This window comes from Janthinobacterium sp. SUN211, assembly GCF_030587315.1.
Taxonomy (GTDB): domain Bacteria; phylum Pseudomonadota; class Gammaproteobacteria; order Burkholderiales; family Burkholderiaceae_D; genus Janthinobacterium; species Janthinobacterium kumbetense.
Window position 1 is genome coordinate 686,201 of the sequence record NZ_JAPWIC010000002.1, and the last position, 13,208, is coordinate 699,408.

Below are 13,208 nucleotides of genomic sequence, written 5' to 3' on the forward strand. Positions count from 1 at the left end.
ATTACCTGATTGCCACCAACATGCCTCAGTTGCACCCTGAGAAAATCGCCCACAGACTGGAGCAATTGACCGAACTCAGTGTCGCGCTTGGCCATGGCCTGGGCGGCGAAGGGCACGATATCGGCGCGCTGTTGCAGCGCATCGTGCTGCTGGCAAAAAGCATGAGCGGCGCCGATGGCGCCACCCTGTACCGGCCCATGGCCGGGGGCCGCCAGCTGGCGTTCGACATCAGCGTCAACGACAGCCTGGGCATCGCGCAGGGCGCCGACATGGGCTTGCCTGGCGTGCCCCTGTTTGACGATGTCGGCCAGCCGAACCTGGCGTCGGTGGCCGCGTATGCGGCGAACCTGCGCCGCAGCGTGAATATCGCCGACGTGTATCGCGACGAGGGCTTCAATTTTTCCGGCATGCGCGAGTTCGACCGCCACCACGGTTACCACACGCAATCGATCCTGACGGTGCCCATGAGCGACCACGAGGGCGACCTGATCGGCGTACTGCAACTGGTCAATGCCAAGGATGGCGAGACGGGCCAGGTGCGCGCCTTTTCCTCCACCGACCAGCGCTTCATCGAGGCGCTGGCCGCCCAGGCAGGCGTGGCGCTGACGAATCAATTGCTCATTTCGCAGCTGGAAGAGCTGCTCGAATCGCTCGTTACCCTGATCAATATCGGCATCGATGAAAAGTCGCCGTACACGGGTCGCCACTGCCAGTTCGTGCCCGAGCTGACGATGCTGCTGGCGGACGCCGCGCACGCCACGCAAACGGGGCCGCTGGCCGATTTCCGGCTCAGCGACAACGAGCGCAAGCAGCTGTGGCTGGCCGGGCTGCTGCATGACTGCGGCAAGATCACCACGCCCGTGCACGTGGTCGACAAGGCCACCAAGCTGGAAACCATTTTTGATCGCATCGCCCTGATCGACACGCGCTACGAAGTGCTGCTGCGCGACGCCGAGATCGCGGCCTTGCGCCAGCAGGCGGCGCAGCCGCAGCAAAAGGACGCCATCGCCCGCGCGCTGGCGCAGGAGCAGGCGGCGTTGCGCGCAGAGCGCGACTTCATTCGCACGGTCAACGTCGGCGGCGAGAGCATGGCGCAGGCCGACCAGGAGCGCGTGCGGCAGATCGCCAGGCGCCGCTGGCGCGCGGCCGATGGCGAACTGCGCGATTTCCTCGACGCCGATGAGACGGAAAACCTGACCATCCGCGCCGGCACCCTGACGGCGGCCGAGCGGGCCATCGTCAACAACCATATCAGCGTGTCGATCCGCATGCTCGAAGCGCTGCCGTGGCCCAAGCACCTGCAGAAGGTGCCGGAATACGCGGGCGGCCACCACGAGCGCATGGATGGCAAGGGCTATCCGCGCGGGCTGACGAAAGAGCAGATGTCGGTGCCGGCGCGGCTGATGGCGATTGCCGATATTTTCGAGGCGCTGACGGCGCGCGACCGGCCCTACAAAAAGGGCAAGCCGCTGTCCGAATCCCTGCGCATCCTTGGCAATTTCAGCCTGAACGGGCATATCGACCCGGAGCTGTTCGACGTTTTCATCCGCAGCAAGGTCTATCTGACCTTCGCTGAAAAGCACATGCATCCGAGCCAGATCGATGCCGTCGACGAGGCGGCCATTCCGGGCTATACCCCTTGAAGCTGTCGCTGGCCTTGCGCAAGCATGGGGCGCGGTCGCTGCTGGGCATACTGCTGACCTTGGCGGCGGCCGTCCTGTGCCTGGCCGGCAACGATACTGTCGCGCGGCTCGACGCCATGCTGGGCGACTGGCGCATGCGTGCCGAGACGCCGCAGCTGGACCGCCGCATCGTCATCGTCGACATCGACGAGCAAAGTCTGGCCCGGGTGGGCCGCTTCCCGTGGAGCCGCGATATCCAGGCGCGCCTGGTGCGCCAGCTCACCGGCCATTATGGCGTGGCCGCGCTGGGCTTCGATATCTCGTTTCCGGAAGCGGACACCAGTTCCGGCTACGCCGTGCTGCAGGGCCTGGCGCGGGGCGAACTGGCGGGCGTGGCCGGCTTGCCGGCGCAGCTGGAAAAACTGCGCCCGGCGATGGATTACGATGGCCTGTTTGCCGAGGCCATGCGCGGCCAGCCCGTGGTGCTGGGCTACAGCGTGTCGGAGCAGCAAAGAAAGGGCGTGCTGCCCAAGCCGGCTTTTACCGTTGCCGATTTGAACGGGCGCAGCGTCACGGCCTACGTGGCGCGCGGCTACGAAGCCAATATCGCGCCCCTGCAGGCGGCCGCGCAGGGCGCCGGCATCTTCACGGCGCTGACCGATGCCGATGGCGTGGTGCGCTCCTCGACCCTGTTGCAGCGCATCGGCGACGGCTATTATCCGTCGCTGTCGCTGGCCACGGTGGCCGTCTACCTGCAGGCGCGCGCCATCGCCCCCCGTTTCACGGGCACGGCCGATACCCTGTCGACGCGCGAACTGGCCAGCGGCGGACTCGAACACATCATGCTGTTCACGCCGCGCGGCGCGCTGGCGATCCCCGTGGGCGAAGCCCTGACCACCACGGTGCAGTACCGCGGCGTGGGCGGCCCCGATGGCGGCGCCTTCCGTTATGTGTCGGCGTCCGACGTGCTGGCCGGCGCGGTGCCGCCCGCGCTGCTCAAGGGCGCCCTCGTGCTGGTGGGGACCACGGCACCGGGCTTGAACGACATCCGCGCCACGCCCGTGAATGCCGAGTATCCGGGGGTGGAAGTGCACGCCAATCTGATCAAGTCCATGCTCGACGGGCGCTTCAAGGCGCGGCCCGACTATGCGCTGGCATTCGAACTGGTGCAGATCGTGCTGTTTGGCCTGCTGCTGGCGGGCGCCCTGGCCATGCTGCCGCCGGCCGGCGTGATGCTGGCGACCGTGGGCGCGCTGGCGGCCGTCATCGCCATCAATCTGTACCTGTACGCCGTGCACGACCTGGTGCTGGGCGGCGCCGTGCTGCTGTTGCTGATCGTCGCGCTGTTCATCGCCAACCTGGCGTGGGGCTATTTTTTCGAGGTGCGCAAGGGACGCGCGCTGGTGGCCCGTTTCGGCGAATATGTGGCGCCCGAACTGGTCGCCGAAATGGCCGACGATCCGCAGCGCTACACCATGGAGGGCGAGAACCGCGAACTGACGGTGCTGTTTGCCGACGTGCGCGGTTTCACGGCCATCTCCGAGCAGCTGGCGCCGGCCGCGCTGCGCGAATACATCAACGAATACCTGACGGCCATGTCGGAAGATATCCGCGACAGCCATGGCGGCACCCTCGATAAATACATCGGCGACGCCGTGATGGCGTTCTGGGGCGCGCCCGTCGCCTTTGCCGATCACGCCAGCCGGGCCGTGGCCAGCGCCCTGCTGATGCAGGGCAGCGCGGCGCGGCTGAACCAGCAGTTTTGCGCACACGGCTGGCCGGCGCTGCGCATCGGCATCGGCCTCAATACGGGACCCATGCATGTGGGCGACATGGGTTCGCGTATCCGTCGCGCCTATACCGTCATGGGCGACAGCGTCAACCTCGCCGCGCGCCTGGAAGGCGCCAGCAAGTTGTATGGCGTGGGCATCGTGGTGGGCGAGGCCACGCGCGCGGCCGCCGCCGAATTCCTGTACCGCGAGCTGGATCGGGTCAGAGTGCAGGGCAAGCAGGAAGCCGTGGCCATCTTCGAGCCGCGCGGCTTGCTGGCTGATGCTACGGCCGCGGAACTGGCGCAGGTGGAACGCTGGCACGCGGTGCTGGCCTTGTTGCGCGCGCGCGACTGGGCGGCGGCCGGCGCGCAGCTGGCCCGCTTGCAGGCGGACTTTCCCGATGACGGCTTGTACCGGCTGTACGCGGCGCGCCTGGAGCGCTATCGCAGCCTGCCGCCGCCAGCCGACTGGGATGGCGTGACAGAATTGCACAGTAAATAAGGCGGCCAGCGCGCCGGAAAATGCCCGTTATTACGGCATTTTTATCACTGTGCGCGCACTGTTTGTTGCGTTGCGATAAAAAACGGGGAGAAATGTTAGAAATTTCTGACTGGAAACAAAAAGCCGTCTAAAATTTGTCTTCAATCCATTGCCGGACACGCTGGCGCCTGCGGGCCGCGCGCTTGTCCGGTTACACAAGAAATCCTTCACATGACATATCGTTTGGTGCACCTGCTTGCGGGTTCCGCGCTGCTGTTCGCCGTCGGCGCCGCCGGCGCTGCCGTTTCCATGGATGACGCTGCTCCTGCCCTGCAGGAAGATGGCGTGCCGCGCTTCGAGATCCGCCGCTTCGACGTCCAGGGCAATACCCTGCTCACGTCGGCGCAGGTGCAAGCCCTGCTGGCGCCCTTTACGGGAGTGCAGCGCGATTTTTCCGACATCGCGCGCGCCGTCGAGGCGCTGGAGGCGGCTTACCGCGAGCGCGGTTATAGCGCCGTGCAGGTGCAACTGCCGGAACAGGAACTGGAACGGGGCGTGGTGCGCCTGAGCGTGCTGCAAACACCGCTGGGCAAGCTCGCCATCAGCGGCAATACCCATGTCGACGAGGCCAACGTGCGGCGCGCCTTGCCGGAGCTGCGCGAAGGCGAGACGCCGAACTTGCCGGCCCTGTCGCAAAGCCTGAAGCTGGCCAACGAAAATCCGGCGCGCAAGATCGAAGTGCGCCTGCAGGCCGACGAGCCGGCGGGCGCCATCGACGCCATCGTCACGGTGGCCGATGAGCAGCCCTGGAAAGCCATGCTCAACGTGGACAATACGGGCAATGCGCAAACGGGCAAGACGCACGTGGGCGTGGTGCTGCAGCATGCCAACCTGTTCGGCCGCGACCATGTGGCCAGCCTGCAATATACGAGCAGCCTGGAAAAGCCGGACAAGGTGGGCGTGTATGGCGCCGGCTACCACTTGCCGCTGTATGCGCTGGGCGACTCGATGGATTTTTTCGCCAGCTACTCGAACGTCGATTCGGGCAGCGTCTCGGCCGGCATCTTCGACCTGGCCGTCAGCGGCCAGGGCAGCATGGCCGGCATCCGCTACAACCAGAACTTTGCCCGCAGCGGCGATTTCGAACCCAAGCTCGTGTACGGCATCGATTACAAGGCGTACCGCAACAGCGTGCAGCTGTTCGGCATGGAGCTGGGCGCCGACGTCACCGTGCACCCGCTCAGCGTCAGCTACATCGGCAACTGGACCTTGCCCGCGGGCGAGACCAGCGTGGCCGTCACGTTCGCGCATAACATTCCTGGCGGCAAGCATGGCGCGCAAGCCGATTTCGACCGCGTGCGCGCGCATGCGAAGGCCGCCTACAACACGGTGCGCCTGAGCGCCAGCTCGGGACGCGTGCTGGCCGGCGACTGGCAATGGCGCGCGCTCGTCAATGCGCAAGTCACGCCGGACGCGCTGGTGCCGGGCGAGCAGTTCGGCGCCGGCGGCGCGTCGTCCGTGCGGGGCTTTGCCGAGCGCGAGGTGTCGAATGACTCGGGCGCCAGCCTGAACCTGGAGCTGTACACGCCGAACTGGTGCGGCCAGGCCCTCGGTTACCAATGCCGCGCGCTGGCCTTCTATGACACGGCCTGGCTGCGCCGCAACCATGCGCTGCCCGGCGAAAGCGCTTCGCAAGGCATAGCCAGCGGCGGACTCGGCCTGCGTTTGCTGCTGAGCCGCTACGCCAATCTGCAACTCGATTACGCCCATGTCGTCAATGGCGGCGACACGGGACAGCGCGATGCCAACCGCCTGCATTTCCGCCTCGCCTTGGCCTACTAGTATCAGGATGAACACCATGCAAAACCACGCCCAGCACGCCTCCGTTTTCATCCTGACGCCATCATTTGCTCCACCTCGTGCGCTACCCCTGCGCCGCACGGCGCTGGCGCTGCTGCTGGCCGGCTGCTTCGGCGCGGCGCAGGCCAACCCCGCCTTGCCGCAGGTGGTCCATGGACAGGCGACGTTCAACCAGCAGGGCAATGTGTTCTCGATCACGAACACGCCCAACACCATCATCAACTGGCAGAGCTTTTCCATCCATGCGGGTGAAATCACGCGCTTCATCCAGCAAAACAGCAATAGCGCCGTACTCAACCGTATCACGGGACAAGACCCCAGCAAGATCCTGGGCGCGCTCGAATCGAATGGCAAGGTGTTCCTGATCAATCCGAACGGCATCGTCTTCGGCCAGGGCGCGAAAGTGGACGTCAATGGACTGGTGGCGTCCAGCCTGGGCATGACGAACGAGGATTTCCTGGCCGGCAAGCGCCAGTTCACGGCGGGCGGCGTGGCCGGTGCCGTCGGCAATGCGGGCACCATCAACGCGGGCAAGGGCGGACAAGTGCTGCTGATCGCGCCGAACGTGGAAAACACGGGCCTCATCACGGCGCCGAACGGCGAAGTGATCCTGGCGGCCGGGCGCAGCGTGCAGCTGGCCGACCCCGGCAATCCGCAATTGCGCGTGCTGGTGTCGGCGCCCGCCGACCAGGCGCTGAACCTGGGCCAGATCATCGCCCAGGGCGGCAGCATCGGCATGGCCGGCGCACTGGTCAGCCAGCGCGGCGTGCTCAACGCGAACAGCGCCGTCGTCGGCGACAATGGCAGGATCATCCTCAAGGCCAGCGGCAAGGCGCTGCTCGAAGGGGGCAGCGTGACCAGCGCCACGGGCGCGACAGGCAAGGGCGGCGACATCCAGGTGCTGGGCGAGCAGGTGGGCTTGCTGGGCAATGCGGCGATCGACGCCAGCGGCGCCACGGGCGGCGGCACGGTCTTGCTGGGCGGCGACTATCAGGGCAAGAACGCGGCCGTGCAGAATGCGCGGCAAGTGCTCGTCGGCAAGGATGCCAGCGTCAAGGCCGATGCCATCGACAGCGGCAACGGCGGCAAGGTCATCGCCTGGGGCAATGAATCGGCGCAGGTGCACGGCAGCATTTCCGCGCGCGGCGGCGCGCAAGGCGGCGACGGCGGCTTCGTGGAAACCTCGGGCCATTCCCTGGCCGTGGGCGGCATCCGCGTCGATACGAGCGCACGCCGCGGCAAGCGCGGCAGCTGGCTGCTCGACCCTTACGATATCGATGTGGTGCAAGGCGGCGGCGGCAGCCTCGGTGACGTGGACGAGTTTGCCGAAGGTCAGCCCTCCAGCAGCACCAGCATCGGCGCCGACGTGATTTCCAACGCCAACAGCAACGTGACCTTGCAGGCCCAGCACCGCATCAATTTCAGCAGCGCCGTCAATATGCTCAATCCCGGCATCGGCCTGAGCGCCACGGCGGGCGAGACGATCAATGTGTATGCGGCCATCAGCACCAACGGCGGCAATGTGATCTTGTCGGCCAACGACGCCAGCAGCGGCGCCGCGTATGGTTCCGGCGCGAATATCCACCTTAACGCGCCGATCACGACGAACGGCGGCAATGTGTCGCTGTCCGGCGCCAGCGTGGCGGGCAGCGGCGTGGTCAGCGTCGGCAGCGGCAACCTGTCCCTGCGCGCCAATTTCTCGGGCGGCGAAATCAACCTGACGGGCGGCGGCGCGCGGCTGACGGGCAGCGGCACCGGCGGCCAGACGGTGACCTTGCAGGCTGACAGCATCAGCATCGGCGGCACGCTGGATTTCGGCGGCACCGGCGGGCGCGCCAGCGTGGCGATCAAGCCCCTGAGCAGCTCGCGCCTCATCGACCTGGGCAGCAAGTCCGGCGGCGCCCTGGGCCTGGACGCGGCCGAACTGGCCGGCATCTCGGCATCCTCGCTGACCATCGGCGACGGCAGCAACACGGGCGGCATGCGCATCTCGAATGCGATCAATCTGGCGGGCGACCTGCGCCTCAATTCAGCTTCGCCCATCACGGCCACGGGCGCCGTCACGGTCGGCGGCCTGTTTGCCCTCGACGGCGGCGCGTGGATGCAAAATGCGCCTGGCCTGGCCGCTTTCTCCGCCAGCCGCTTTGCCATCGCGCCGGGCGCCAGCTTCCTGCGCGTGAGCGGCGGCGACGGCAGCACGGCCGCGCCATACCAGATCGTCGATATCTACGGCTTGCAAGGCATCGGCAGCCTGGGGCTGGGCAACAACTACCGGCTGATGGGCAATATCGACGCCAGCGGCACCGTCAGCTGGAACCAGGGCGCCGGTTTTGCGCCCATCGCCGGCGGCGATGGAGCAGGGTATGCGGGCATGTTCGACGGCGGCGGTTTTGTCATCAACGGTCTGTACATCAATGCCCTGAACCCGACCGTCAGCTCAGGCGTAGGCCTGTTCGGCAAGGTGCAGGGGGGGACGGTACGCAACCTGGCCCTGCAAAATGGCAGCGTGGCGGGGGTGAACAATGTCGGCGCGCTGGTCGGCCTGAATATCGGCGGGACGCTGGACAGCGTGCGCAGCAGCGCCGCGGTCAGCGGCGCCAGCGCCGTCGGCGGCCTGGTCGGCAGCAACGGCGGCACGCTGCGCAATGCCAGCGCCAGCGGCAGCGTCGCGGGCATCAATGCGGCCAATGGCGGCAGCATCGGCGGGCTGGTGGGAGCAAACCTGGCCGGCGCCAGTATCGATGCTGCCTACGCCATTGGCGACGTGACGGGAGCGCGCGACAAGGTCGGCGGCCTGGTGGGGAACAATGACGGCGCCATTTCCCAGTCCTACGCCACGGGCACCGCCCGCGGCGCGGCCAATATCGGTGGCCTGGCGGGACGCAATGGCGGCAGCATCAGCGACGCCTACGCCACCGGCGCCGTCGGCGTGTCGGCCGATGGCGACCAGGCGGTGCCCCGCGCAAACCTGGGCGGGCTGATCGGCTGGAGCGTGGCGGGCAGCAGCGCCAGCCACGTCTACAGCAGCGGCGCCGTGGCCGGCAGCGGCTTTGCGGGCGGCACGGTGGGCGGGCTGGTGGGCCGCGCCGATGTGGGCGCGGGCATTGCGTTTGGTTTCTGGAACTATGAGACGGCCGGCATCCAGATGGACCAGGGCGGCGCCAGCGGCCGCACCACGGCGCAGATGCAGCAGCAGGGCAGCTTCAACGATTTCAATTTCAGCAGCGTCTGGCGCATCTACGATGGCTATACGACGCCGATGCTGAAGGCGCTCCTGAAACCGCTGCAAGTGCATGTCACGGACAATGCCAGCGGCAAGGTCTACGATGGCCAGCTGGCCGCCTTCCTGGGCACGATAGGCTACGTGGGACTGCTCGACGGCGACGCAGGCGTGAATGGCAGCCTCGGCTATGGGAGCAATGCACGCAATGTGGGTACCTACGGCTTGACGGGGCTGTGGTCGACCAAGTACGACATCAGCCTGGGCGGCACGACCACCTATGCGATCACGCCGCGCATCCTGACGGTCGGCATCGGCGGCAATGGCAAGGTATATGACGGCAACCTGAGCTATGACGGCGCCACTTTCGTGCTGGGCAATGTGGTAACGGGCGACAATATCCGCATCAGCGGCAGCGCCGCCTTCCTCGACAAGAACGCGGGCGGCAGCAAGGCCGTGCACGCCAGCGGCCTGACCCTGGACGGCAATGAGCTGGGCAACTACAGCCTGGCCGCGACGACGGCGGACGGCACGGCGGCCATCACGGCGCGCGTGCTCAACTATGGCGTCACGGGCGCGCACAGCCGCGTCTACGACGGCACGCTGCAAGCGGCCCTGGATGGCTATTTTGAAGGCATGGTGGCGGGCGACCAGGTCGGCATGGCCGGTTTGCTGGGCAGCTTCCGCGACAAGAACGTGGGCAGCGGCAAGAGCGTAGACTACCAGGTGGCGACGGGCCACCTGACGGGCGCCGATGCGGGCAATTATGTGCTCAACGATTACACGGGCAGCACGACGGCCGACATCACGGCGCGTGTCCTGAACGTGAGCTTTAACGGCATCAACAAGACGTATGACGGCACGACGGCCGCGCAAGTCGGCTTTGCCGACGACCGCATCCAGGGCGACGCCTTGAGCGTGAGTGGAAATGGCTCATTTGGCAACAAGAACGCGGGTGCAGGAAAAACCGTCACTGTCACGAATGTGGGCCTCGATGGCGTGGATGCGGGCAACTATGTGCTGAGCGCGAATGCAGGCAGCACCACGGCCGACATCGGCGCGCGTACCTTGCACGTGAGCTTTAGCGGCGTCAACAAGACGTATGACGGCACGACGACCGCGCAGGTCGGCTTTGGCGATGACCGGATCAGCGGAGACAGCCTGACGGTGGCGGGCAACGCCGCCTTTGGCAACAAGAACGCGGGTGCGGGAAAAACCGTCGCCGTAACGAACGTGGGCCTCGATGGCGCGGATGCGGGCAACTATGTGCTGAGCGCGAATGCAGGCAGCACCACGGCCGACATCGGCGTGCGCACCTTGAACGTGAACTTTAACGGCGTCAACAAGACCTATGACGGCACGACGGCCGCGCAAGTCGGCTTCGGCGACGACCGCGTCCAAGGCGACGCCTTGAGCGTGAGCGGAAATGGCTCATTTGGCAACAAGAACGCGGGTGCGGGAAAAACCGTCACTGTCACGAATGTGGGCCTCGATGGCGTGGATGCGGGCAACTATGTGCTGAGCGCGAATGCAGGCAGCACCACGGCCGACATCGGCGCGCGCGCGCTGAACCTGTCCGGCGTGGCGGGTAACAAGGTCTACGATGGCACGACGGGCGCCAGCCTGGTTCTGGGCGATGACCGTCTCGCCGGCGACAGCTTGGTGGCCTCGGCAGTGGCCAACTTTGCGGACAAGAACGTGGGCGCGGCCAAGGCGGTGGAGCTCAGTGGCGCGGCGCTGACGGGCGCCGATGCGGGCAATTACTTTATCATCTTGCCAACGGGCTTGCTGGCCAGCATTACACCCGCCAGCCTGACCCTGGCCAGCCTGAGCGCGGCCGGCAAGGTGTATGACGGCACCACGAATGCGGCCGTCAGCGCGTCGGCGAACGGCGTGCTGGGCCAGGATGTGGTCAGCGTGGTGGGCGGCAGCGGCAGCTTTGCCGACAAGAATGCGGGCGCGGGCAAGCTGGTGACAGCCAGCGGCTTCCGCCTGGCGGGCGCCGATGCGGGCAATTACACACTGGAAACGACGGGCGGCACGGCGCAGGCAACGATTGCGCAAAAACAATTGTCAACCTGGGTCGGCAGCGGCAGCGGCTTGTGGAGCGACGCGGCCAACTGGGACGGCGGCGTGGTGCCGGAAGGCGCGAACGTGCTGGCCGTCGACTTCAGCAACAGCAAGGGCATCGTCACCTACAGCGCGGCGGCCGGCAATACCATCCTGAAAAACCTGCATTCGGCATCGGGCTTGCTGTTGACGGGCGGCAGCCTGACGCTCGGTGACAGCGCGCTGGACCTCTCCGTGCTGGGCGGCCTGGCCGGCCTGGAAATCAACGGCGGCAGCTTGCTGCTGAACGGCAGCCTGTCGGCGGACCGTTATGCGCAAGGCGGCGGTGTGCTGAGCGGCAACGGTAACTTGCTCGTCGCCAACAGTTTTAATCAGACGGCCGGCGCCATCCGGCTGGCGGGCCAGCTGGCCATCACGCAAGCGGCGGGAGATGTGCGCTTCGCCAGCCTGGCGGCCAATGAGGTGAAACTGAGCGCCCTGAACGGCGCCATCGGCCAGGATGGTGTCTTGCTCGCCGGCAGCCTGGTTGCGCAGGCGCGCGATGGCATCGTGCTGGGCCATGCGGGCAACCAGGTGGGCATTTTTACCGCCAGCAATAGCGCAGGGGGCGGCATTGCGCTGAACAATACCTCGGCGCCGGGCACCCTGGTCCTGGGAACCTTGGTCACGGGCGCGGGCAACATTGCCATCGATAACACGGGCGGCGTCATGGCCGGCAACATCAATGCGAATGGCGGCAACGTCAGCGTGACGGCGCACAGCCCCGTCACCGTCAACGGCAAGATCGAGGGCAAGGACATTGCGCTCAATGCCAGCACGGATGTGTTGCTGGGCAATGGCGCGCAGCTGGCAGCGGCGCGCGACATCAGCCTGGCGGCCGGCGGCGACATTCGTATCGAAGGCAATGCGCAGGTCCTCGGCGGCGGCAATTTCAGCGCCAGCGCGGGGGGCAATGTGCGCTTTGCGGACACGGCAAGCTTCGCCTTGCCGGCTGCGGCAAACATGAGCGTGCTGGCGAAAGCGGGCAGCATCACGGGCGACTCGGGCGTGCGCATCAACCGCCAGCGCGCCAACGTCAGCTTGCTGGCGCCGAATGGCACGGTGAACATGGCGGACGCCATCTTCCTGCCTGCCACGACCGTCGACAAGCCCGCCATCGATGCCAGCGCCAGCGCAGCCATCGATGAAGCCTTGCGTATCATCAAGCAGGCCGACCGTGCCAACGCCCCGCTCGCTTCTGCGTCGCCAGCCAAGGATGACGACAAGAAGAAAGACAGCAAGGATGTTGCCGATGCCACAGATAAACCCACAGGATACAAATACGATGATGCCGCAAAAAAAATGTACTGCAATTAAGGCCTTGCTGTGGCTGGCCCTGATGTGCGTGGGCGCGCACGCCTGGGCCGGACAGGTGGCGGGCACGGTGATGCAGTTGAGTGGTCCGCTGATGGCCAAGAAGGCGGATGGCAAGGTGAAAATCCTGGCCATCAAGTCCGAAGTCGAGCAGGGGGACACCTTGCTGACGGAAAAGGAAACCTATGCCTTGATCAAGCTGATCGACAATAGCGAAATCACCCTGAAGCCGAATACCAGTTTCGTCATCGAGCAATTCAGCTACACGGCCGAGCAGCCCGACGGGGACCACGCCATCTTCAGCCTGCTCAAGGGCGGCTTGCGTTCCGTCACAGGCTTGCTGGGCAAGCGCAACAAGGAGCGTTTCGAGATGAAGACGCCGGCCGCCACCATCGGCATCCGCGGCACGACGTTTGTTGCCACCTATATGCCGGCCTCGGCGCAGGCGGTGCCAACGGTGCCGACACCAGGTGGGGGGGCGAGGGCGCCGGGCCTGTATGTCCAGGTGCTCGATGGCTTGATTCACGTGACCAATCCTGCCGGGACGCAGAATTTTGCCGCCGGGCAATTTGGTTTTACGCCCAGCTTCAAGCAGCCGCCCGTGATGCTGCCTGTCAATCCCGGCATCCCGTTCACGCCGCCGCCGGTCTTTTCATCGTCGTCATCGGGCCCGGGCAGCGCGGCAGGCGGCAGCAAGCCGGCCGCAATCGACTGCGTCGTGCGCTAAGCGTCGTCAAACAAGCCCGGCACACCGTGCAAATAGGGCTTGACCTTCCCATCATGGGATAGCAGATCCTGTCCGTATTCGTTACTTTTTCGTACAGGATCTGC

At 66.0% G+C, this 13,208-nt stretch carries 5 protein-coding genes; all 5 read left to right on the forward strand.

Annotation, left to right across the window (positions count from 1 at the left end; translation table 11 throughout):
- Nucleotides 1–20: 20 nt before the first annotated feature.
- The 5 genes from O3301_RS08860 (at nucleotide 21) to O3301_RS08880 (ending at nucleotide 13,104) form a co-directional block, all read left to right on the forward strand.
- Entirely contained in the window at nucleotides 21–1,643 is a 1,623-nt protein-coding gene (locus tag O3301_RS08860) for an HD family phosphohydrolase (RefSeq protein ID WP_305056155.1), read from the forward strand.
- Complete coding sequence (locus tag O3301_RS08865) at nucleotides 1,640–3,895, forward strand: CHASE2 domain-containing protein (protein WP_305056156.1); 2,256 nt, start codon at nucleotides 1,640–1,642, stop codon at nucleotides 3,893–3,895. Before O3301_RS08860 ends, O3301_RS08865 begins: the two co-directional genes overlap by 4 nt.
- 210 nt (nucleotides 3,896–4,105) lie before the next feature.
- Nucleotides 4,106–5,716, forward strand: a complete 1,611-nt coding sequence (locus tag O3301_RS08870) for a ShlB/FhaC/HecB family hemolysin secretion/activation protein (protein ID WP_305056157.1) — start codon at nucleotides 4,106–4,108, stop codon at nucleotides 5,714–5,716.
- 16 nt (nucleotides 5,717–5,732) lie between these two features.
- Nucleotides 5,733–12,380, forward strand: a complete 6,648-nt coding sequence (locus tag O3301_RS08875) for a YDG domain-containing protein (protein ID WP_305056158.1) — start codon at nucleotides 5,733–5,735, stop codon at nucleotides 12,378–12,380.
- The gene (locus tag O3301_RS08880) at nucleotides 12,349–13,104 is read left to right on the forward strand and encodes a FecR family protein (protein WP_305056159.1); all 756 of its coding nucleotides are present in this window, start codon (nucleotides 12,349–12,351) and stop codon (nucleotides 13,102–13,104) included. The genes O3301_RS08875 and O3301_RS08880 overlap by 32 nt, the downstream gene beginning before the upstream one ends.
- Nucleotides 13,105–13,208 lie beyond the last annotated feature (104 nt).